Here is a 22,619-nt window from a genome sequence, read left to right on the forward strand (position 1 = left end):
TGCTCCGCTCCCATCAGTTACGTCAGGCTGCTGCCGAGACGATGAAGTTAACAGCGTCGCCGACGGTAACGAAGTCCTTCGCAGCGTCGTCTGGGATGGTGACCTCGAACTTGTCCTCTGCGTGGGTCACGATGGTCATGATCGACAGCGAGTCAATGTCCAGGTCATCGACGAACGACTTGTCAGCGGTGATGTTGTCTACTGGAAGGCCGGTCTCTTCTGCAACGATCTCTGCGAGGCCAGCTAGGACGTCCTGTTCGGTGTAAGCCATGATTGCTCCTTGGGTTTCTTTTACTTCAGGTGAAATGGTAATGCCCTATGGGAGGACGACTACCTGTGCGGCATAAACAAGGCCAGCACCAAAACCGATCTGCAGGCAGATGTCGCCTGATTTCGCTTGACCCTCTTGGAGAAGACGGTCGGTAGCTAGTGGGATGGATGCCGCTGACGTGTTTCCGGTATCAGCGATGTCGCGTCCCACAACGACAGACTCGGGAAGTTTGATTTGCTTGATCAATTGGTCGATGATCCGCATGTTTGCTTGGTGAGGCACGAATACGTCGATGTCGTCGGGGGTGAGCCCCGCGGCTTCGATCGCCTCAAGGGCGACTGGTGCCATCTTAAAACTTGCCCACTTGAAAACGGATGGACCATCCTGTCGGAGGGTGGGCCAGCCTACCTCTGGGTTTTTGCGCAACTCGCTCCACTCGTGCGTTTGCGAGATTGCCTCGGCGCGTGATCCGTCCGATCCCCAAACGGTTGGGCCGATGCCGGGGGTGTCGGATGGGCCGACGATGACTGCTCCCGCGCCGTCTCCGAGGAGGAATGAGATCGAACGGTCGGTTGGATCGATGAAGTCGCTCATCTTCTCCGCGCCGATGACAAGTACGTATTTGGCTGCTCCTGATCGGACCAGTGCGTCGGCCTGCGCGATGCCGTAGGTGTACCCGGCGCATGCGGCGGAGATGTCGAATGCGGCGGCTGGGTTGGCTCCCACGCGGTCTGCGACGATTGCCGCCGCGGATGGGGTCTGCGCGAAATAGGTGACTGTCGACATGATGACCGCACCGATTTCTTGTGGGTCTAGTCCAGAACGCTCGATCGCCTGCTTGGCGGCGCGTTCAGCGAGGTCAACCACGGTTTCCTCGGCAGTTGCCCGGCGACGCGTGATGATGCCGGTACGCTGTTGAATCCACTCGTCGGAGGAGTTGATTGGTTCTGCGATCTCGTCATTGGTGACAACGTTGACTCCGCGATCAACACCGTAGGAGACGATGCGCGAGTAGGCCGATCCGATGCTTGGGGTGATGGTAGCCATGTTCAGTTTCCCGTTCCGTGTGCGGCCACAAAGGCACGTGCTTCTTCAACGTCCCCCGCCGACTTCACGGCGAAGCGTTCGATGTCCGGCAGGGAACGCTTGGCGATTCCGGTGAGGACTCCACCGGGCGCAAGTTCGAGGATTCCGGTGACGCCGAGCGCCTTGAGCTCCTCTTGGCACAGGTCCCAACGCACGGGAGAGATGATCTGGTTGGCCAAGGCGTTCAGCACCTCGCGTGCGGTGCCGTGTCCATGCGTCCCGCTGGTGAAGGCTTTGCCGTCCCGATTGGACAGGAGCGCAATCTGGGGGTCATTCGCGGCCCAGTCGGCTGCGACCGGGGAGAACCGTTCGAATGCGCCGTTCATGTAGTGGGTGTGGAATGCACCGGCCACCTTGAGGGGCATGACGCGGGCACGGGCTGGAGCGTTCTGCGCGAGGGTCTCAAGTCCTTCGAGGGATCCTGCGGCGACGATCTGCCCGGCTGCGTTGACGTTTGCAGGGGTGAGTCCAGCGGCTTCGATTGCTGCGAGGACTTCCTCGGCCACACCGCCGACAACAGCGGACATGCCGGTCGGAGTGGCTGCCGCAGCCTCAGCCATGAAACGTGCACGGTGTGAGACGAGGTCCACTGCGGATGCGTCTTCGACGACTCCAGCGACTGCTGCCGCCGCGAACTCACCGACCGAGTGTCCAGCGGTGACCGCAACGCTCTGCGTTGTTTGGGTTGCGTCACCAACGATTGCGCGGAGCGCAATGAGGGAAGAAGCGACGATGAGTGGCTGGGCTACCGAAGTGTCGCGGATGGTGTCCGCGTCTGATTCGGTTCCATGCGCCACGAGATCGATGCCGCTGCGGGTCGAGAACTCTTCGAGTTGTTCGCGCACCGCAGGCAGTTCAAGCCACGGTACGAGCATTCCTGGGGTCTGGGAGCCCTGTCCCGGGCAAACTACTGCAAGCACGTTTCAACTTTGCCGTACGCGAGGCAATTTTGCGAGGTACCGACGCGCACAAGCCTCACCCAATGTTTTGTATGTACCCCACAAAAGCATGGGGTGGTCGGATATATTCACAGGCTAAAAGACCGCTGCTTCGATGCTAGTGCGCCTCAGGTTTTGTGACAAGGCGCAAAATCCTAATTCTCGACGAGTCCCTGCCTACAGGTCGACAGGCAGCCTTCCAGCGGCGAGGGCCACCTGCAAGACGAATGATTCACGGGCATCGAGGGGATCCCAGCCCGTTAGTTCGGCGACCTTGCGAAGGCGATAGCGGACAGTGTTGGGGTGGACGTACAGGTCGCGTGCCGCTCCTTCAAGGGAGCGTCCGGTTCCAAGATATGCCGAAAGGGTCTCAAGCAGCGCGCCGCCGGATTGCTGTAGCGGTTCGAATGCCTGGGCGACGAGTGAGGACCGGGCCAGGGGATCGCCGATCAACATGCGTTCGGGAAGTAGTTCGTCCGCGGCGACTGGGCGTGGTGCGCCAGGCCAGGCTGGCACCGCCTCCAACCCTGCGAGAGCAGCGGATGCAGAGCGAGGGGCATCGTCGAGTCCGGCCACAACGGGTCCAATGATGATCGGGCCCTGTCCGAATCGTCCCTCAAGCAGGCCTGCGGCAGAGAAGAGGTCGCCATCTCCCCCGAGTACGAGAACGATGCGGTCACCCTGGATGCCCACGAGTACGTCCTGCACGAGGCGGCGGGCTGCGCGGCGCAGATCGGCGGCACGTAGATCGTCGAAACCTGGGGGAGTCGTGCCCACGATCACGATGGCCTTGCCGACCCCACTCCAGCCGAGGGCCGAAACCCGCGATCGTAGGGAGCGATCCCGATCTCCGCGGACGATTGCGTCAACGACAAGCGCTTCGAGCCGAGCATCCCAGGCGCCTCGTACTTCAGCGGCCCGTGCATATACCTCGGCCGCCTCGAAGGCAACCTCGCGCGAGTAGCGCAGAACCGCCTCCTTGAGGGTCTGCTCATTACCGGGAACGGCGAGTCGGTCGGAATACACCTCTACGACCTCCACAACGCACCGCACGATCTGGAGCGTGTGCTGCAACGAAATCGAGCGGGTGAGGTCTGGTGGCGCGGCGGCAAACATCTCACCAGCGCTCTGGATACCGAGTTCGGGATGTGTGTACCAGTTGATGAACGAGGTGATACCGGCCTCGGCAACTCGTCCGACCCAGCTGCGGTCGTCCTTGGGGAGTGCACGATACCAGGGGAGCGCCTCATCGAGTTTCTTGAGGGCTGCTGAGGTGAGTAGGCCGGAGCCATCCTTCACCCGCTGCTGATCTTCCGCAAGACTGTCAGTTGCTACAGACCCGTTGGTGGTATCGCGGTTATTCATGGCCTAAGCATACGGTGAAGTTGTGGAGAACCGACAAAGGCGCGAGGAATTTGTATCACTAGGTGAGTTGGCCCCCTCAATTTCCTCCAAGAAACGCCAAAGAGAGAGTATTGTCTAAGTATGGCCATCATGCCCCGAATCAGAAAACTGCTCTCGCGTTCTTCCTCGGCATCAACGGTCGGATTGCGCAGAGAGTCGCCACACACCCACAATGCGGATGTTGTGCAGGAGGACGCGCTGCGCGCACAACTTGCAGACGACCCCAACAATCAACTGGCATTCAACGCACTCCTTGAACTGGTCGTGCGCAACTGTGCGGACGAGGGATCGGAAAACGAAGATCCCCTCAACGCACTTCAAGACGAAGCAAGTTACGCTGAAAAGCGCACCATGAGTGCGTGGGCGCTCGCGGAGGAATTCTCCGGACACCCCAAGGCCTGGTTCCCACTTACCGAGCTTGCGCGCCTCTCAATCGATGTTGATCCAGATGAGGCCATCAGGCGTCTCACAGCAGCCATCGCCAGGGACCCACACGGTGAGGCTCTCGCTGTTGCGGTGAAACTGCTTGCTGAGACTGATCGCAGTCATGAGGCGTACAACCTGGCAATGGGGCATTGGAAGTCACGCGAACACATACCAGCGGCCGGAGTCGCAGTCGTACGTGCTGCTCTTCTCAGCGACAAGCGCATGGAAGCGGAAGCCGCCCTGACCGAACTCCTGGGTCACGCATCTGCTGCAGAGATCAGCGAGATCGATCCAGAACTGATCGATGAGGTGCGCGGAGTACATCGCTCCTAGCAGGGAACACACCTGCCCTGAGTGTGCGCTGGGCGGTGACTGCTCGTCGCCAATCCTGGAAGCAGGTGTGTCGACGGCCTTGCCCATCCAAGACGGCATCTGTGAATCCTGCTTGGCTCGCAAACCGCATCTCGTTTGCGGACGAACCAGCACTCGCAATACTTGAGAGTGCGTCTCCACACCCGCAAATCCACACTGCCAGTGTGAGCGCGTGCAGACAAAAGCCCACACACAAAAAGCCCCACACAGCCTGATGGCTGTGTGGGGCTCCCTTGTTCCCTGGAGGGATGCCTATCAGGCCTCGCCGCCGGCGTTGCCGGAGGTGCCTGCGTTCACGTTGTGCAGGTCGTACTTCGCGATAGCCTGCACGTGAGCGTCCGCTGAGACCTCGCCGCGACGGGCAAGTTCCTGAAGCGTACGCACCACGAGCGATGGACCATCGATCTTGAAGTAGCGGCGAGCTGCGGCACGGGTGTCGGAGAAACCGAAACCGTCAGCACCGAGCACAGCGTAGTCGCCAGGAACCCACTTGCGGATTTGATCCTGTACGAGGTGGTCGTAGTCAGAGGTTGCAAGGAATGGACCCTGAGCATCCTTCAACTTGGTGGTCAGGTATGCCTCGCGAGCAGGCTGCTCCGGGTGCAGGAAGTTGTGCTGGTCCGCAGCGATACCGTCACGGCGCAACTCGTTCCATGAGGTGACTGAATAAACGTCAGCAGATACGTTCCAGTCTTCGCGCAGCAACTTCTGGGCCTCGAGAGCCCATGGCACACCGACACCAGAGGCCAGGAGGTTGGCACGTGGGCCATCACCCTCGCCGACCGAGATGCGGTGGATACCGCGGAGGATACCCTCAACGTCTACGTCCTCAGGCTCAGCAGGCTGGACCATCGGCTCGTTGTACACGGTCAGGTAGTACATGACGTTCTGGTCGCGGCCATCCGAACCGTCACCATACATGCGCTCGATGCCATCGCGCACGATGTGGCGGATCTCGTAGCCATAGGCGGGGTCGTACTGAACGATTGCGGTGTTCGTACCAGCGATCAGTGGTGAGTGACCATCAGCGTGCTGCAGGCCCTCACCGGTTAGGGTGGTGCGGCCAGCAGTTGCACCGATGATGAAACCGCGGGTCAACTGGTCACCGGCGGCCCAGAACTGGTCGCCTGTGCGCTGGAAACCGAACATCGAGTAGAAGATGTAGAACGGCACGAGGTGCTGACCGTGCGTGGCGTACGAGGTGCCGACAGCCTGGAACGCCGCAGCCGAGCCGGCCTCGTTGATACCCGTGTGCATGATCTGGCCAGCCTCGGACTCCTTGTAGGAGAGCATGAGGTCGCGGTCCACAGCCATGTAGTTCTGGCCGAGCGTGTTGAAGATCTTCGCCGATGGGAAGATCGAGTCCAGACCAAAGGTGCGGGCCTCATCCGGGATGATCGGAACGATACGTGGACCGAACTCCTTGTCCTTGATGAGGTCCTTGAGTAGACGGACGAACGCCATCGTCGAGGCGACTTCCTGGTTGCCCGAACCGCGCTTGAGAACCTCGTAGGACTTGGCCTCTGGAAGTTTCAGCGGTTCAGGGTTTGCGCGACGCTCCGGGACGAAACCACCGAGTTGGCGGCGGCGTTCCAGCATGTACTGGATTTCTGGCGCGTCCATGCCCGGGTGGTAGTACGGAGGCTCGTATGGGTTTGCTTCCAAGACCTCGTCAGAGATTGGAATGTGCAGGGTGTCACGCAAGGTCTTGAGCTCGTCGAGCGCAACCTTCTTCTTCTGGTGGGTTGCGTTACGACCAGTGAATGCGGAGCCGAGCTTGTAGCCCTTGATGGTCTTGGCGAGGATCGCCGTTGGCTGACCGGTGTGGTTACGGGCAGCGGTGTACGCGGCATAGATCTTGCGGTAGTCGTGTCCACCGCGCTTGAGAGCCCAGATCTCGTCATCGGTCATGTTTTCCACGAGCTTCTTGGTCCGTGGGTCACGGTTGAAGAAGTTCTCGCGGACAAACGCGCCATCGTTTGCCTTGTAGGTCTGGTAGTCGCCGTCTGGGGTGACGTTCATGAGGTTGACAAGAGCACGGTCCTTGTCAGCGTTGAGCAGGACATCCCACTCGCGGCCCCAGATGACCTTGATGACGTTCCAGCCAGCACCCTTGAAGAACGCCTCGAGTTCCTGGATGATCTTGCCGTTACCGCGAACCGGGCCGTCCAAGCGCTGGAGGTTGCAGTTCACCACGAAGGTCAGGTTGTCGAGCTGCTGTTGAGCGGCAAGTTGGAGCATACCGCGTGACTCTGGCTCGTCCATCTCACCGTCGCCGAGGAACGCCCAAACGTCCTGCTGCGAGGTGTCCTTGACACCGCGGTTGTGCAGGTACTTGTTGGTCCACGCCTGGTAGATCGCCGAGGCCGGGCCAAGACCCATCGACACGGTTGGGAACTCCCAGAAGTCAGGGAGCTGGCGTGGGTGTGGGTAGGAGGGCAGCCCGTGACCGAGACCGCCGTGCGAGTGCTCCTGGCGGAAACCATCGAGCTGGTCCGCGCTCAAGCGGCCCTCAAGGAAGGCGCGAGCGTAGACACCGGGGGATGCGTGACCCTGGAAGTAGATCGAGTCACCGCCGCCTGGGTGATCCTTACCGCGGAAGAAGTGGTTCAAGCCGATTTCGTAGAGGGTGGCAACCGAGGCGTAGGAGGAGATGTGTCCACCGACGCCGACGCCCGGGCGCTGTGCGCGGGTCACGAGCACCGCGGCATTCCAGCGGATCCACGAGCGATACTTACGCTCAACGTTCTCGTCGCCAGGGTAGTAAGGCTCGTCGTGCACACCGATCGTGTTGACGTACGGGGTGGTGACGGGGTTTGGAATGGAAACGCTACGTTCACGTGCACGCTTCAACAGGTTAAGCAGGATGTATCGGGCTCGAGGTCCACCTGCTTCATCAATCAGCCCGTCCAGCGACTCAACCCACTCAGCGGTTTCCGCAGGGTCAATGTCTGGGACCTGGCTAAGAAGACCGTTAATTAGCGGCCCGGATTCTTCGTACGCAGCCACAGCCATCCTCACTACTCGTGGAGCTACAGGGGGTGCCCCATTGCTCGTCTTTCCGGCCCTTTGCGCGGGTGCGACTCGGATGTCAGTGTCGCCGCTCCCGCCGCCGGTTTCTTTCATTCTTGTCACACTTCCCCCTCATTTCCACTTTGTGGCCGGGAAATATGACGTGACATTCGTGACACCCGCAGAATCCTGCGGTTTTTGGCCTAGATTACTGGGCAGGTTTTTCTGACTGTGCGCACGGTACATGTCCCACCTTTGGGCTTGAGGTGGCTCACCTTTCAGCGCCGAACTCAACCGTTTGTGCCCCAACTCAACCGTGGCGCGGTCGAGTTGGAGCACAAACGGTCGAGTTCGATGAGGAGAGGGCTGGGCGTCACCGCCGAACCAAAACGACTCGTCGGAAATAATTTATGCGACATTTGCCGTGTTTTCTTGCCACAATCCCTGCCGATGGCCGATTCTTAAGTTAGGTTTGCGTCTAGGCGCCTCCAAGGATCGTCCTTGGTCGTATGTGAAAGGAATTGCATCACAGTGGCAGCGAATGCTGACTCGCAGGTTATCGACCGTCTTGGGTTTCAACCTGGGTTCGTAGTACAAGAGTTCGGTTGGGCAGATGACGTCGATGACGATCTGCGTGAGGCCATTGAGGATCTCACCGACAACGAGTTGGCTGACGAGGACTTTGACGATGTCACCGATGGCGCCATCGTCTGGTACCGCGACGAGGACGGCGACCTAGTTGACCTCCTTGTCGACGTGCAGGCGGCTCTCGAAGACGGTGCGGCTATCTGGGTGTTCTTCCCGAAGCCAGGCCGTGACGGCCACGTGGACCACAACGAGATCCAGGAAGCGGCTCAACTCGCAGGCATGAACGCGACCTCGACCTTCTCGATCGCCGACGACTGGTCCGCAACCAAGCTCTCCTATCGTGGACGCGGCAAGTAATGTCCGTTGCGGTTGGCTCCGTCGCGCCAGATTTTGAACTCAAGAACAACCACGGCACCCCAGTTCGCCTGAGCGAGCTGCGGGGGAGCAGGGTTTTGGTGGTGTTCTTCCCATTCGCGTTCTCCGGCATCTGCACGGGGGAGTTGTGCGAACTACGCGACAACATCTCACTGTTCGAGCGCGACGACGTCACCCTACTCGCAGTCTCATGCGACCCGATGTTCACACAGAAGGCGTGGGCCGAGCAGGAGAACTACTCGTTTGATCTGCTGTCGGACTTTTGGCCGCATGGCGCGGTGGCCCGCGAGTACGGGGTGTTCGACGAGGACAACGGTCTTTCGATCCGTGGCTCCTTCCTTATCGACGAGGAAGGCGTTGTCCGCTGGGCGGTAGTGAATGGGCGCGGCCAAGCCCGCGACTTCGCAAGGTACCGCGAGGCGCTCGCGGCTTTGTAGTCTCGCGTTTGCAGCGCTTCAGTTTGATCTGGATGCGCGTTCCAGTGTGGACTTTTGCTCTGCATTTTGACTTAGATTGACGACGAGTCGGTCACCTTTCGGTGGCCGACTCGTCTGAGTTGTGGGTGCGTTAGGCGTGAGTTGCCGAGCGGGCACGGGCCGCGCGCAGCGCATGGTCCCGTTGCTCAATGACTAGGCGGCGCAGTGCCCCTGGAGCATCTGAGTTGGCATCGAGCCAAGCACCGGCCCGATCTGTTTCATCGGCCGATGGGAACAGGCCCACCACGAGTCGGCGAGCGATCTCAATTGAGCGAGTCTGCCATGCGGCAAGAATCCGCTCGAAGTATTCATCCGCATACGGGCTTGTGAACGTCTCCGAGTTGCCCGACGTGAAGCCCGAGATCACGGCGCTTAGGTGTTCGTTCGAGAGCGATGTATCCTCCCACGCTCGATGCCAATCCTCGCCGCGTACCTCGACGGTTGGAACACAGGCGGTAGCGTGCACGTATGCGGTGCGTCCGCTTCCGGTGTTGTCGCGTTCGAGTTCGCTATCAGCAGCGCTCCCCTCGACCGCACCCACAGCGATGAGCGAAGACAGCCAGTGCCAGCGCAGGTCGGTATCCAAAGTGAGACCGGACGGTGGTTTGGCGTCGCCGTTCAACAGTGCTTGCAGGTCCGCGGATCGGTCGGAGCGTACGCTAGCGACCTCGCCCACAGCGCGAGCCCACGCCAACTGAGCATCCGAACCCGCCTCCGCCTGCCACAGCGCATCCCACGTAGTGTCCAGCCAGGCAGCACGCAGATCATCACGAACAGATATTGGTGCGTAGTGTTCAATCGCGTAGAAGGCGTTCGCGAGCACACCGGACTGCAACGCAATGTTCGACTCGTTCACCGCATGCTTGGACACGATGGTCAGATACGTGTCAGCGCCAAGTTGGGCGTCACGTACTGCATTCCAGAGCGAGGACCACACGAGCGCGCGGGACAAGGGTGACTGAATCGTCGACAATCCGGCGGACACCGCCGCAATGCCAGCCTCATCGAGGCGGGCTTTCGCATACGTCCAATCCCCCTCGTTCAGGACCACCAACGCGGCGTCACCAGCGCCCGGAATCGTGACGGTCGTATCCGACTCGGTGATCGTCACCGGGACTAGGGACTGCGCGACCAGCGCGTCATCCTGCCAGCCATACAAGCCCACCTGAAGGCTGTGCGGGCGCGCCACATCCTGACTGATCGTCACGTCGTCGCCGGACACGGAGAGAGTCAACGTGCTCATGCCTGTCGTCTCCAACCACGCCCGCGACCACGCGTGAACGTCCTTACCGGACACCTCCGTAAGAACCGTCAACAGATCATCGAGGGTCGTGTTGCCGTACGCGTGCCGAGCAAAATAGCGGCGTGCCGACTCAAAGAACGCCTCCTCGCCCACAAACGCCACCAACTGCTTGAGCACCGAAGCGCCCTTAGCGTACGTGATGCCGTCGAAGTTCAACTTCGCGGCCTCAAGGTCAGGAATATTCGCAACAATCGGGTGCGTCGTGGGAAGCTGATCCTGCTGGTAGGCCCACGCCTTACGACGATTCGCGAACGTCACCCACGCATCCGTGAACTTCGTTGCAGCCACCGAAGCATGCGACCCCATGTAATCCGCGAACGACTCCTTGAGCCACAGGTCGTCCCACCACTTCATCGTGACCAGATCGCCAAACCACATGTGCGCCATCTCGTGCAGAATCGTGTTCGCGCGGCCCTCATGCTGCGCGGAGGTGGACGCGCCACGGAACACGTAGGCTTCCGTAAAGGTCACCAACCCCGGATTCTCCATTGCTCCGAGATTGTACTCAGGCACGAAAATCTGGTCGTACTTACCCCACGGATACTCGAAACCGAAGTGAGCGGTAAAGAAGTCCAGTCCATGTTGAGTAACCTCGATGATTTCGTCCGCATCCAAATGTTCCGCAAGCGATGCACGGCACAGCACGCCCAACGCGACGGCAGGTTCCTGGCCAGTCCACACCGCATCCACGCGGTGATACGGACCCGCGCAGACGCACGTGATGTAGCTCGACAGTGGGAGGGTCTCGGCGAACTCGACCCGCTGCGCGGTCACGCCGGGGCCGGTTGCGCCCTGTGCCGTGGGGTCTGCGGTTGTACCCGCCACCGCGCCTGACGCCATTTCGGCCGACTCGGTGCCAGTGGTGAACTCGGTGATCGAGAGCGCCGCACCATTCGAGAGCACCTGCCAGCCAGCCGGAGCCGACACCGTAAACGAATACCGCGCCTTCATGTCCGGCTGCTCAAAACATGCCATGACTCGCCGTGAATCAGCCGGCTCGTACTGCGTGTACAGGTAGGTCGCACCATCGGCCGGGTCCACGTACCGATGCATGCCCTCGCCCGACCGCGAATACGTTCCAACGGCCTTGATCGTGAGGATGTTGTCCGCTGTCAGCCCAGCGACGCTGATGCGGGCACCATCCCACACGACCGGCTGATCGTGACCATTCAGGGTCACGGACAGGACAGATTCGCCAATGAAATCAATCCACGTCTGATCGGTCGTGGCCGTAAACGTGAGCGTCGTGGTGGTGGGGAAGCCCGTCACGTCCGGGTTAGGAGCGCCGGTCAGGTCCAGGTCAACGGCGATTGTGGAGACACTGACCTGTTGCGCGCGCAGCGCAGTTTCTTCTCGAGTGAGGTTTGCAGAACTCATGCCCACCATTTTGCCAGCCTGGATGGCCTCTCTCGTGCGAGGCCGAGAGGGCACCCCAAGCGCTTGCTCTGGCAAGTGTGCACTACCCACCCAAAAACCGACGTAACCACCCATCTTCTATCGCTAGTTTCGTCGGTTTTGGGGTGGTCAGTGGGAAGCCGTCATCCGCTCAACGCGATACAGGGGATTGGGTAGTGGGAAGTCCTCATCCGCCCAGCGTGACGCAGGGGAGTGGGCTGGGGAATCGTCGGAAATCAGCAACACGGCGCCCACAGGGCGCAAGAAAAGCAGGCGCGCAAAAGCGGAAGAGACAACCTATACGCCGGGTTTTGTGCCCGCACCGATTACTCGGACGCGAGTGGCAACCATCCATCTAGGCCCACCGTTGCCGATGGGCTCAAGCAGCCTACCCGAACACTCAGCGAGCAGCCTCACCGTGTCCTGTCTGGCCTTGCTCCGGGTGGGGTTTACCTAGCCTCCCCAGTCACCTGGGGAGCTGGTGGTCTCTTACACCACCGTTTCACCCTTACCAGCTCGCGGCTGGCGGTCTGTTTTCTGTGGCACTGTCCCGCGGGTCACCCCGGGTGGGCGTTACCCACCACCCTGCTCTGTGGAGCCCGGACGTTCCTCGTGCCGTATACGGCCCGCGGTTGCCCGGTTGTCTCTTCCGCCTTTCAAGGATACGCGCCCCATCACTCGCGCGAGGGGGCGTGGGTGTGAGATCTGCCTCGTGGCAGCGTTTATGTGCCTGCTCGCGCCAAGGGAGTGGGTAGGCTTTTGGCGTGCTTATTTTGCTGCCGCCATCTGAAGGTAAAACGCCCGGCTCGGGCGCTCCCGTCGACCTGGATGCGCTGTCGCACCCCAGTTTGAACGCTATGCGTTGCCTGATTGTCGACGAGTTGGCTAAGGTTTCGTCCGCCCCTCACGCCATGGAGGTGCTTGGGGTGGGTGCCTCGTTGGCTGCCGAGGTTTCCCGGAATATCACCTTGTGGCAGGAGCCTGCTGGACCTGCGCGGGAGATTTACTCTGGCGTTCTCTACGATGCGCTGGGTTTTGGCTCGTTGAGTGAGGGGCAGTTGGCGCTCGCGGATGAGTCGGTTCGTATTGTGTCTGCTGTGTGGGGGCTTGTTGCTCCGAGTGATCGGATTCCTGCGTATCGGCTGTCGATGGGCGTGAACCTTGACGCAGGTGCAGGTGCAGGTGCAGGTGCATGTGCAGGTGCAGGTGCAGGTGCAGGTGCAGGTGCAGGTGCAGGTGCAGGTGTCGGCGTTGCGCGGAGCGTGGGGAAGGTTGCTGCCGCGTGGCGTAAGGTCTTGGACGCGGAACTGGCACCGCTCGCTGAGGGCGGCGTGGTGGTAGATTGCCGAAGCGCAACCTATGTCGCCGCGTGGAAGCCCGTTGCTCGACTAGAAACGGATTGGGTTTCGGTTAAGGTGCTTCGGGAACTGAACGGTAGGCGTTCGGTTGTCTCCCATAACGCGAAGCACACGCGCGGGGTGTTGGCGCGGCATCTGCTGACCCGAACCGGTGCTCAGCCCCAGTGTGCCGAAGAACTATTGGTTGCCGCACGTGAGTGCCCGGACTTCCTTGAGGCGAATCTGATCCCCGGTAAAGGCAACGCCTCCGTCCTCGAAATCGTGGTGTCCTAGGTGACATGAAGGCTGGGCCGGTACGGATCGTTCCGTACCGGCCCTCAATATATCCGGTGTTTCGGTTCTGTCGGCGGTATCACCATCAAACGTGGGAACACCGCCGACAGAACCGAAACACCGAACCCTATGCGTCTAGTTCTGGTGCGCTATGCGGCGGATTCGGTCTTACGCCGCGCGACCAGGCCGTTGAGGCGTTCAGTCATGACGAGACCAAGTATGACAAACACGATGATGTAGAACGGGAAGATCCACATTCCCAGCCAGGTGCCGAGTACCCCGAACAACGGTGGCATGAGCGTGGACCCCGTGTAGGCTGCTGCCATCTGAATACCGATGATGGCCTGAGAGTTGTGGCGCCCAAAGTTCTCTGGTGTGGAGTGAATGATCGCGGGGTAGACCGGTGCCGCGCCAAAACCCGCGAAGACCAGCCCAGCCAAAGCGAAAACGCTAGTCTCGAGTGGCAGCGCAATCATCAGTGCGCCGACTCCGATGAGCAGGAAACCGTATCGGATCAACTGACGGTCACCGAGCCTGTCCGCGATGACACCGCTCAAGAAACGGCCAGCCGTGATGCCGAGCAGGAAGAACGATGCGAAAGCTGCTGCGGTTTCGACGGTTACGCCGCGATCCTGCACGAGATACGTGGCGGACCAGATCATCGCTGTGCTTTCCAAGGCGCAGTACGCCAGGAACGCCAGAAGGATCAGTGGAACACCAGGAATACGGAGTGCGCCGCGAAGGCTCAATGGTTTGGTGATGGGCGCACCCTCTTGTGCGTCATGGTCCTGCGGGATACCGGGGTTTACCTTCCGCCACAGCGGTATCGCAATGAACAGCAGTACCGTCAGTGCTATCTGGATGATCCCAACGATGCGGTACCCGGAAGCCCAGCCGAGGCCTTCGGTGAGTGCGTAACTCATGATGAAAGGACTGATTGAGGCGCCAACGCCCCAGAAGGCGTGAAGCCAACTCATATGCCGCGATGAATAGTGCAGCGCGACGTAGTTGTTGAGCGCAGCATCCACTGCCCCTGCTCCGAGACCGTAGGGGACGGCCCACAAGCAGAGCAGCCAGAAAGAGCCAGAGGTTGAGAATCCGATAAGCGCTGCCGCAGTCAGGGCAACGCTCAGCGCCGTGACCAGTCCGGTGCCGAGCTTGCGGGTCAGGCGATCCGACATCAGGCTCGACACGATTGTGCCGCTTGCGATGATCATCGTGATGATTCCAGCGTAGGCGATAGGTACGCCAAGATCGTCATGCATGACTGGCCAGCCTGCTCCGACGAGGGAGTCGGGGAGGCCGAGGCTGATAAACGCGAAGTAGATGATCGAGAGGAGCAGGGAGTACACGGCGTTTCCGTTCAGTGCAGTTCGGGTACACAAATAACAATGACGTGTACGATCGTACAACCTTTTGTGTACGAACGTACAGTTATTGGGTTGGTGGTTTCTACTTGCGCCGTAACTTCAGCGATGATCGCCCTGCCTGTCCGCCTGGCCGCCTGGGCGTTGAGAAAAGGGGATCGTCTATAGCAATCACTGCGACCTGCTGCTGGGTGTTCTCTTTCATGTCAGGGCATGGGCCTGTGGCTATCGTATTTCGACGCTGAGTGCTGTAGGAGGTAGATCGGCATGCGGTTGAACATCCACCCTCCGTGCCCTGCATGTTCCGCAACGTACATAGAGGATGTGGCCTGCGGAGGTCAGGTGCTTCGACTCGGTGTGCCAGGCGTGTTCGTGTGCGCTGGTAGGAGTTGGGTGTCGTTGCGGTGAGGTTCTGCCGGTGTTGATCATGACTCGATTGTGATGTAATGGTCTTATGCATCTCAACCCTTACGGTGAATATGCGGTTCTGTTGGCTGCATCGCTTGCGAACGATTGGCCCGCTGACAGGCAGGGAATCGTTGCCCGCACCCGGGAACTCGGCATGACGGTTGATTTCCCCGAGGAGGCAGACGACTATGATCGTGTCCGGCGTGTCATTGATGACTGGCTTGTCGTGGTTGACACGTCCGATCCCCACGAGCGCGCTCATCTTCTGAACAGGCACATGGCAAGTGCCGCTGCCTACCCTCGGTTGACTGACCACAATGATGAGGGCTGGCATCTGCACTACCGCGACAACGACGCGCGTTCGTTACCGCATGTGTTGTTCGCGGTTGTCAGTGTTGGGACTGCGCTGCATCTGACCACTCGCGGGATGCATCGCCTGCACCGATGCGCGGCAGGGGAAACCCCGGGCGATCCGTGTGCAGCAGTCGTCGTTGACATCACTCGCAATGGGCGTCAGAGGTACTGTTCCGTTCGGTGTGCGAACCGTGCGGCGGTTCGTCGGCATCGAGCACGAACAGCCGGAACCGCCTAAACGCGGCGGAGGAAGAATCAGGAAATGCAAAAAGGCCACCTTTCGGCGACCTTCTTGAACTGGTGGGCCCAGAGGGACTCGAACCCCCGACATCCACGGTGTAAACGTGGCGCTCTAGCCAACTGAGCTATAGGCCCTAACGGGTTGTGAGACTGGATGAAACCAGATAACTCACCGAACACTTACGCGTTCAGTGGGCCCAGAGGGACTCGAACCCCCGACATCCACGGTGTAAACGTGGCGCTCTAGCCAACTGAGCTATAGGCCCGTGCGAATCGAACGACTAACCGCTCGCTGCAACGGATAAAACAATACCTGACGGTGGCATCAATTTCCCAACTGAGCCGGTGCAATCTAGATCACGTTTGCAGATGCCGCACAATGGACCAACAACCCCGAACAGCAGCACTTTGACGCATGTGTGCGTTCTCAACAACCTCACCGAGACGACTACAGTGGTGACATGACCGCATCTGTGCCCGAATCGTCGTCAAGCAACAAAACCGCGACCCTCGCGCAGGTGATCGCACACCTGAATGAACTGTACCCACCGCGGCTGGCGGAGGAATGGGACAAGGTGGGGCTTTCCGTGGGAGACGTGGGTACACCCGTGCGCAAGATTTACTTTGCGCTCGATGCGGTCACGGAAACGATCACTGAAGCGCTCGACTGGGGTGCCGATCTGATGTTCACGCACCATCCGTTCCTGTTCAGTCCGCTCGATGCGGTCGCCACCACGACGGACCGTGGCCACAACGTGCACCGCCTGATCCGTGGAGACTGTGCCGTATTCTCGGCCCACACCAACGGTGATGCCGCACGCGGGGGAGTCAACGACGTGCTTGCGCTCGCCCTCGGCGTGCGCGGAACCACGCCAATTGTGCCGTTAATTGACGACGATACCCTCGGTTTGGGCAGAGTCGGTGACCTGCCAGCACCTGTAACTTTGCGTGAGTTCGCGGAGGACGTCGCACGCGCCCTGCCGGAAACGGCTCAGGGTGTGCGGGTCGCGGGCGACCCGACAAAAGAGATTTCGCGAGTTGCCGTACTTGGTGGATCAGGTGGTTCGATGCTGAACGAGGCCGTGAAAACCGGGGCGGACGTGTACGTGACGAGCGACCTGAAACACCACGATCTAGTCGACTTCCTTGAAGCGCAACGTAACGCCCATGTGATCGCTGGGGCCTCGCGCGAGGAAGTAGATGAACGCACGATGGCTGTCGTGGACGTTGCCCACTTCGCATCGGAGTCGCCGTGGCTCGCGACTGCTGCGCGCGCAGTTCAAGGCGTACTGGCTGGGGCAGGCTTTGAGGTCGACGTGATGGTCAGTGACCTGAGCACGGATCCGTGGACGTTTGCTCAGTAGATCAGATGTTCAGGCACGCCACCCCATGTTCCCTGTACGCCAAAGTGGCGCTGGGTTGCTAGAGTCAAACCCAATAGATCAATAGTTTTCGGGAGGCCATTATGGCTAACGCTTCATTTGCAGACCAGCTTCAACTTCTTGAGCTTCAGGCTCTGGATACAAAGCTCGCACAACTCGTGCACCAGCGTAAGAACCTCCCAGAGATTGAGGCAGTCGCCGAGGTGGAGAGTCGTATTGCGGACCTCTCCGGCGCGTTGATCGCCTCGCGCACCGCAGCCTCAGACCTTAAGCGCGAACTGTCCAAGGCTGAGGCTGATGTCGAGCAGGTTGAGACCCGGCTCAAGAAGGACCAGGGCCGACTGGATTCCGGGTCGGTTTCCGCTAAGGATGCGACCGCTTTGATGAGTGAGATCGAGAAACTGACCGGGCGTATGGGGGAACTCGAGGAGATTCAACTCGAGATCATGGACCGCTTGGACGCACACCAGGATGCGCTCGGCAAACTTGAATCCGCCAACTCCGCGATGCAGGGCGAACTTGAGGCGGCTCGGTCTGCTTTGGCGACAGCCGATGCCGCAGTGGTTGAGCAAGGCAAAGCGCTTGTCGTCGAGCGTGATGCAGCCGCTGCGAAGATCGGTGAGCAGTCGCTGCTCGCACTGTACAAGAAGGTCAAGGAACAATCCGGTGGCGTTGGTGCGGCTGCCCTCGTGGGTAAGCGCTGCGGTGGTTGCCGTCTCGAACTCAACCCTGGAGACCTGGCCGCGGTTCTCGCCGCGCCGCAGGACAAGGTTGTGCGCTGCGAGGAATGCGGACGAATCCTAGTCCGGGTCCCAGAGCCGAAGTCGGCGCTCGCTGCGGACTGATCTTTCCCTATTACCGAACTCAGTCGTTTGCCTACGAGATCCGCCAGATTCAGGCTGATCTTGTGGGCGCAACGGCTGAGTTTTTCTTTACCGGCGGGTCAGTATTTTTCCAAGTAGAACGCTTCCGCCTATTCCGAGACAAAGTGGCTGGTAGACGCGGCGGTCCAGATCAAGGAACTGGGCGTTGGGTTCGGGCAGCCCCACAATTTTGCATGCGAGCTTTCCGCCCATCACCCCTCTCGCGAACAGAGCCGTCCCCACGAGCAGTGGCGCAAGAGTGTCGAGTCCCAGATGAGAGCGGTCGATGGGAAGATCCTCCGTTGCGGTGGCATCGTCGTATTGCGAGTCAGGCATGGCCCCGGCAACTGAGTAGACCCCCGCGGTCAACAGGGGAGCGGCGACAACCCCACACGCAAGAGGGCTGGGGAAGTCCGTGGCTCCGATCACCTTGGAGGCGAGTTCGGTGCGTGACCTATATGGCCAGTTGAGTCCAGCGCCCCATGCGAGATGCAGTGCACCAAGGCCGATGAGTCCGGCTCCACCTATTGTAAGCAAGCTCTTTCCCACAGTCGTTTTCACGTGAGTCTCTTCCTTTGAAGTCAGAACGCTGACACTCATGCTCGTTGATCTAGTCATCTCGCCCCTTTGACCCTACTGATCACCTCACCAACACACAACTGGATGCTAGGGGATGGAACTCCACCCTCACTTCGAACTCAGCCTTTTACCCAAGAACTCAGTCCGCATCGCAATGATCTCGTGGGTAAAAGGCTGAGTTCGATTGTGAAGTGAGCACGCGAGCAACGCAACGGGTGGAGGGGGACGCGACCGGCTCGTCGGAAATGGAAGGTCCCACGGCGCTGGTACGAGGCGGCACTACACTGGGTCGGGTGAGTAACGTGACCGTTGTGCTATGGCGCCATGCGCCAACCCCTGCGAATGCGGCGGGGCAGTTGCAGGGGCAAGCGGATACTGAACCGGGTGCAGAGGGCCTCGCGCTTGGGCGCGTGGCCGCACGGCGGCTGCTTGACCTGTACGGCACGCCAACTGCCGTGTATTCCTCACCGTTGCGGCGTGCGGTCGCAACCGCAGAGCTGCTCGGTTATCCGGTTGAGGTGGAACCTGGGGTAAACCAGCGCAGTTACGGTGTTTGGGAAGGCATGACGATCACGCAGGTTGCCCGCGAATATCCAGATGAACTGGCGGTACGCGACGCCGGAGGCGACCCCGACATCCCCGGGTGGGAGACAAGCGATCAGGTTGGGCGCAGAGTCGCCGGTGCGATCGAAGCGCAGTGCGCCTCGGTTTTGTCGCGGCTCGAGTCGGGAATCCTGCTTGGCGACGAGCCCTCGCCTCCCGAGCCCGGCATGCGGGTGCAGGATGGTGCGTTGCTCGCTGCTGCGAGCAAGAATCCAGGCGCGACCGGCGCGACGGACGCAGCCCAAAAGTCGCCGGTGCTTGTGTTTGCGAGTCATGGTTCCGCAATAGCGACAGGGCTACGCAGACTACTCGGCCTGCCCGAGGAACCCCAGATCTTCGGCTATCTGCATCACGCGAACTGGGTCGAGTTGCATCGAAATAACGGGGTGTGGCGAGTCGAGAGGTACGACTACGGGGTGTCCTGACCTCGACTCTTGGCGTACCGGGTATCGGACTGGATACGATGCTGGGAGCGATTCGGCGACCCTGGGAGAACTACTGTGAGTTCCACTGCAACGCGACTGACGGCGACCTTGGTCTGCGCAGGGGTGTTCCTTGGTACGGTACAGATGCCTGCCGCAGCGGCTCCGGGACATATGGCAGGAAGCGCGGGTACCGGCAGTGTGGCTATCGCCGCAGTTGCTCCGATCTCGGCCCCGGGTTCTGTTCTGGCGCTCTCACCGGCCGCTGCAGTTCAGCAGAGGGGTGGCTTGGTGCATGGAGCCAGTTCCGCCTCTGACCCTTCGACCAGCGAGAAGGACAAACGGAAGGCCACCACGCTAACCATCTCGAGTGCCGAAACCTCGGTGGCAAAGAACAAGTCCGTCAAACTCACCGCAAAACTGGCCCGCTCAGGCAAGGCCTACGCGAACAAGAAGATTCAGCTGCAGTACCGGGCTCACGGTAGCAAAAAATGGGTCACCCTTGACGTAAAGCGAACCTCCAACAAGGGCACGATCACCTTCACATCTAAGAAACTGACCAAGAAAACTCAGTTCAGGGCCACATTCGCGGGAACCAAGACGTATCGCCCGGCCACATCGAAAATAGTTTCCGTGGGCATCGGGAACGCCGCGAGGAAACTGCCGCAGTGCGCAGTACGCGACGTCAACACCAAGCATCGCAGGCAGTCCGACTGGGCGCGGACCCTCGTGGACCACGAGTACAAACTGCCCAAATCGTATAGACCCAAGGATCTCGTGCCAGTATCCAGGGCTGGAATCAGCGGTTCCGGATCCATCCGCAAGATCGTGATCAAAGACCTCAAGGCAATGACCAAAGCAGCCAGCAAGGCTGGCGCACCCATCACAGTGCGCTCTGCCTACCGCAGCTACGCAACCCAGCAGTCAACCTTCAAACACTGGGTACGCGTGAACGGCAAGGAGCGCGCTCTGCGAGTCAGCGCTCGGCCAGGACACAGCGAACACCAACTCGGCACCGCGCTCGATTTCAACACCAAGGGCGCCCGCACTGCACCGTGGGTGGGGGATTGGGGCACAACCATGTCCGGTGCGTGGATGAAGAAGAACGCCTGGAAATATGGCTTCGTCATGTCTTACCCAGCCGGAAGGACCAAAGAGACCTGCTACGGCTATGAGCCGTGGCACTACCGATATGTGGGTAAGGAAGCCGCGCAGGAGATCCGGGACCGGGGCATCACGTTGCGCGAGTACCTGTGGGAACGGCAATAGATGTGAGGGAAGTAACCTGTCCCATGATTGGCTTTCTTGGACCAGCAGGAGCATGATGTTACATGGATGCGGCACAGTATCCACATGTTCCGTCCCGATGCGCCCCTCCTGCACCCTTTCATAGTTGTGCGGGAATGGACGGTAATTCGCGTCTTGCCCACAGATTGCGGGGCAACCTAGCCTACGGAGGTGGTTTCTGATGTCTGACAGTCACAGTCGATCATCCAACGCCTCCGTAAAGTTCTAGCGCGCCCATCTTTACGTGCACCGGCGTCCTCAGAAGGCGCGTACGCACTCCTTCCCATGTCATGAAATCTGGTCTGTAGACCGGTTGTTCGCATGCCCTGCTGGACATCTACCTGTGATGGACCAGCTCAAGGCCAATGAGCACTGCATCCACGGTGCCCTGTGAACCTCGAGTCTCACCAAGCCAGAGGCAGGTTATCGTTGCCCGCCGCCTTCACGACGGGCGAGTGCTCCTGAGAACTTATCGGGAGGTGCCATGCACACCACATACAACACCGCTGACATCCAAGAAATCATCAGCGACCGCAATCTCGTGTCCCTCGACGCAGTTCTTCGAGCCATGACACCGACCGAGGTCGCCGATCTGCTCGACGAGTTGCCCATCATGGACGCAACCGTCGCGTTTAGGCTGCTCGACAAAACCGTCGCGGTTGAGGTCTTCGACGACCTCGACACTGGATCGCAGACCGCGCTCATTGAAAGCCTGGGTGCCCAAGAGGTCGCTGATTTCTTCGGTGCACTCGACCCTGAGGAACAGGCCTGGTTGCTTGACGAGGTTCCCGCCAAGGTTGCCAAGCAGATCCAAAGCGAGCTTTCACCACAGCAACTGGCCCGTGCAAGCAGCCTACTTGGATACCCCTCGGGCTCAGCCGGACGGCGCATGAGCCCTCAAGCCGTGACCGCCCACCCGGATGAGACCGTGGACCGAGTGTGCGCACGCATCCGTAACAGCACTGCAGACCTCGACCGGTTGGCGGTCGTCCCGGTGATCTCCCGGTCCCGGAGGCTACTTGGAACCGTCACCCTGCTTGAACTCATGCAACGCCAGGCAGAGGTGCCACAGGCACTGATCAGCGAGATCATCAATACTGAAAGCCCTGTCGCGCACACCACCGACAATGCGGAGATCGTGGCCCGCGATGCCCTCGATGAGGGAGCGTTCGTGGTGCCGATCGTTGACGCAGAGGACCGGCTCGTTGGCATCATGCCCATCGCCGATGCTGCTCGCATTGACCGCGAGGCTGTGGCCGAAGATCAAGCACGCCAGGGTGGTGCGGAACCACTGCGCCGCCCCTACCTGCTCAGTTCGGTGTTCAACGTTGCGCGCTCGCGAATCGTCTGGCTTCTGGTGCTGGCTGTGTCTGCTGTGCTCACGGTGCATGTGCTTGAGATCTTCGAGGCCACCCTGGATCAGGTTGTCGCACTCGCCCTGTTCGTTCCGCTGCTCACCGGAATCGGTGGAAACACGGGTTCGCAGGCCGCGACCACGGTCACTCGTGCTATCGGACTGGGCGACGTGGTCACCCGCGATGTCCTTCGGGTGGCATTCAAAGAACTGCGCACGGGTGCTTTGCTGGGGGTCGTGCTCGCGCTACTCGCATGTGGAATCGCCTCGCCGTTCTATGGCATCGAGATCGGCCTGACCATCGGTCTGACGCTACTGGTCAACTGTCCAATCGCGGCTACCGTGGGTGGTGTGATTCCACTGGTTGCGCGGGCCTGCAAAGTCGATCCCGCGGTGTTCTCCACACCGTTTATCTCAACCTTCTGCGACGCAACCGGCCTGCTCGTTTACTTCACGATTGCCCGAGCAGTGATGGGGCTATAA

At 60.2% G+C, this 22,619-nt stretch carries 18 protein-coding genes, 2 tRNA genes and 1 other RNA gene; 10 read left to right on the forward strand and 11 right to left on the reverse strand.

Annotated elements, in window-relative coordinates; all coding sequences use genetic code 11:
- Positions 1 to 22 precede the first annotated feature (22 nt).
- From ACFSYH_RS01350 to ACFSYH_RS01365, 4 genes are all read right to left on the reverse strand, one after another.
- Positions 23 to 271 (reverse strand): acyl carrier protein, encoded by a 249-nt coding sequence (locus tag ACFSYH_RS01350; RefSeq protein ID WP_377464649.1) that lies wholly within the window; start codon positions 269 to 271, stop codon positions 23 to 25.
- 45 nt (positions 272 to 316) lie between these two features.
- The gene (locus tag ACFSYH_RS01355) at positions 317 to 1,318 is read right to left on the reverse strand and encodes a beta-ketoacyl-ACP synthase III (RefSeq protein ID WP_377464651.1); all 1,002 of its coding nucleotides are present in this window, start codon (positions 1,316 to 1,318) and stop codon (positions 317 to 319) included.
- 2 nt (positions 1,319 to 1,320) lie between these two features.
- Positions 1,321 to 2,277 carry an ACP S-malonyltransferase gene (locus ACFSYH_RS01360; RefSeq protein WP_377464652.1) on the reverse strand — a complete coding sequence of 319 codons (957 nt, stop codon included), beginning with the start codon at positions 2,275 to 2,277 and terminating at the stop codon, positions 1,321 to 1,323.
- 195 nt (positions 2,278 to 2,472) lie between these two features.
- Positions 2,473 to 3,660, reverse strand: a complete 1,188-nt coding sequence (locus ACFSYH_RS01365) for a PucR family transcriptional regulator (protein WP_377464653.1) — start codon at positions 3,658 to 3,660, stop codon at positions 2,473 to 2,475.
- A gap of 129 nt (positions 3,661 to 3,789) precedes the next feature.
- Here ACFSYH_RS01365 and ACFSYH_RS01370 point away from each other — a divergent pair, with 129 nt between their 5' ends.
- Positions 3,790 to 4,458, forward strand: a complete 669-nt coding sequence (locus tag ACFSYH_RS01370) for a hypothetical protein (RefSeq protein WP_377464655.1) — start codon at positions 3,790 to 3,792, stop codon at positions 4,456 to 4,458.
- Between the two features lie 294 nt (positions 4,459 to 4,752).
- On the opposite strand, the gene aceE is transcribed toward ACFSYH_RS01370, so the two are convergent.
- Positions 4,753 to 7,506 carry a pyruvate dehydrogenase (acetyl-transferring), homodimeric type gene (gene aceE / locus ACFSYH_RS01375; protein ID WP_377464656.1) on the reverse strand — a complete coding sequence of 918 codons (2,754 nt, stop codon included), beginning with the start codon at positions 7,504 to 7,506 and terminating at the stop codon, positions 4,753 to 4,755.
- A 534-nt stretch (positions 7,507 to 8,040) separates the two neighbouring features.
- Here aceE and ACFSYH_RS01380 point away from each other — a divergent pair.
- Both ACFSYH_RS01380 and ACFSYH_RS01385 read left to right on the forward strand, forming a co-directional pair.
- Positions 8,041 to 8,454 carry a DUF3052 domain-containing protein gene (locus tag ACFSYH_RS01380; protein ID WP_377464657.1) on the forward strand — a complete coding sequence of 138 codons (414 nt, stop codon included), beginning with the start codon at positions 8,041 to 8,043 and terminating at the stop codon, positions 8,452 to 8,454.
- Complete coding sequence (locus ACFSYH_RS01385) at positions 8,454 to 8,909, forward strand: peroxiredoxin (RefSeq protein WP_377464658.1); 456 nt, start codon at positions 8,454 to 8,456, stop codon at positions 8,907 to 8,909. The genes ACFSYH_RS01380 and ACFSYH_RS01385 overlap by 1 nt, the downstream gene beginning before the upstream one ends.
- Positions 8,910 to 9,039: 130 nt before the next feature.
- On the opposite strand, the gene pepN is transcribed toward ACFSYH_RS01385, so the two are convergent.
- Both pepN and rnpB read right to left on the reverse strand, forming a co-directional pair.
- Positions 9,040 to 11,628 (reverse strand): aminopeptidase N, encoded by a 2,589-nt coding sequence (pepN, locus tag ACFSYH_RS01390; RefSeq protein ID WP_377464659.1) that lies wholly within the window; start codon positions 11,626 to 11,628, stop codon positions 9,040 to 9,042.
- A gap of 302 nt (positions 11,629 to 11,930) precedes the next feature.
- Positions 11,931 to 12,294: RNase P RNA component class A (gene rnpB, locus ACFSYH_RS01395), an RNA gene on the reverse strand.
- 116 nt (positions 12,295 to 12,410) lie between these two features.
- Here rnpB and ACFSYH_RS01400 point away from each other — a divergent pair.
- A complete protein-coding gene (locus tag ACFSYH_RS01400; protein WP_377464660.1) occupies positions 12,411 to 13,277 on the forward strand; it encodes a YaaA family protein in 867 nt (288 codons plus the stop codon).
- 149 nt (positions 13,278 to 13,426) lie between these two features.
- On the opposite strand, the gene ACFSYH_RS01405 is transcribed toward ACFSYH_RS01400, so the two are convergent.
- Positions 13,427 to 14,629, reverse strand: coding sequence for an MFS transporter (locus ACFSYH_RS01405; RefSeq protein ID WP_377464661.1), 1,203 nt, complete (start codon positions 14,627 to 14,629; stop codon positions 13,427 to 13,429).
- Positions 14,630 to 15,098: 469 nt separating this feature from the next.
- Between ACFSYH_RS01405 and ACFSYH_RS01410 the strand changes: the two genes are divergently transcribed.
- A complete protein-coding gene (locus tag ACFSYH_RS01410) occupies positions 15,099 to 15,644 on the forward strand; it encodes a CGNR zinc finger domain-containing protein (RefSeq protein ID WP_377464663.1) in 546 nt (181 codons plus the stop codon).
- 60 nt (positions 15,645 to 15,704) lie between these two features.
- Here the strand turns inward: ACFSYH_RS01410 and ACFSYH_RS01415 are convergent.
- Together ACFSYH_RS01415 and ACFSYH_RS01420 are read right to left on the reverse strand one after the other, a co-directional pair.
- Positions 15,705 to 15,781 (reverse strand) — tRNA-Val (locus tag ACFSYH_RS01415).
- Positions 15,782 to 15,838: 57 nt separating this feature from the next.
- Positions 15,839 to 15,912 (reverse strand) — tRNA-Val (locus ACFSYH_RS01420).
- Positions 15,913 to 16,107: 195 nt separating this feature from the next.
- On the opposite strand from ACFSYH_RS01420, the gene ACFSYH_RS01425 reads away from it, so the two are divergent.
- Both ACFSYH_RS01425 and ACFSYH_RS01430 read left to right on the forward strand, forming a co-directional pair.
- The gene (locus tag ACFSYH_RS01425) at positions 16,108 to 17,010 is read left to right on the forward strand and encodes a Nif3-like dinuclear metal center hexameric protein (protein ID WP_377464664.1); all 903 of its coding nucleotides are present in this window, start codon (positions 16,108 to 16,110) and stop codon (positions 17,008 to 17,010) included.
- 101 nt (positions 17,011 to 17,111) lie between these two features.
- Positions 17,112 to 17,873 (forward strand): zinc ribbon domain-containing protein, encoded by a 762-nt coding sequence (locus tag ACFSYH_RS01430; RefSeq protein ID WP_377464665.1) that lies wholly within the window; start codon positions 17,112 to 17,114, stop codon positions 17,871 to 17,873.
- Positions 17,874 to 17,960: 87 nt separating this feature from the next.
- Here ACFSYH_RS01430 and ACFSYH_RS01435 read toward each other — a convergent pair whose 3' ends face one another.
- Positions 17,961 to 18,428, reverse strand: a complete 468-nt coding sequence (locus ACFSYH_RS01435) for a DUF3995 domain-containing protein (RefSeq protein ID WP_377464666.1) — start codon at positions 18,426 to 18,428, stop codon at positions 17,961 to 17,963.
- Between the two features lie 335 nt (positions 18,429 to 18,763).
- On the opposite strand from ACFSYH_RS01435, the gene ACFSYH_RS01440 reads away from it, so the two are divergent.
- The 3 genes from ACFSYH_RS01440 to mgtE all read left to right on the forward strand — a co-directional run bounded on the left by ACFSYH_RS01440 (position 18,764) and on the right by mgtE (position 22,619).
- Positions 18,764 to 19,498, forward strand: a complete 735-nt coding sequence (locus ACFSYH_RS01440; protein WP_377464667.1) for a histidine phosphatase family protein — start codon at positions 18,764 to 18,766, stop codon at positions 19,496 to 19,498.
- Between the two features lie 75 nt (positions 19,499 to 19,573).
- Positions 19,574 to 20,764 carry a M15 family metallopeptidase gene (locus tag ACFSYH_RS01445; protein ID WP_377464668.1) on the forward strand — a complete coding sequence of 397 codons (1,191 nt, stop codon included), beginning with the start codon at positions 19,574 to 19,576 and terminating at the stop codon, positions 20,762 to 20,764.
- Positions 20,765 to 21,266: 502 nt separating this feature from the next.
- Positions 21,267 to 22,619 (forward strand): magnesium transporter, encoded by a 1,353-nt coding sequence (gene mgtE / locus ACFSYH_RS01450; RefSeq protein WP_377464669.1) that lies wholly within the window; start codon positions 21,267 to 21,269, stop codon positions 22,617 to 22,619.

The organism is Populibacterium corticicola, assembly GCF_042683685.1.
Classification (GTDB): Bacteria; Actinomycetota; Actinomycetes; order Actinomycetales; family Cellulomonadaceae; genus Timonella; species Timonella corticicola.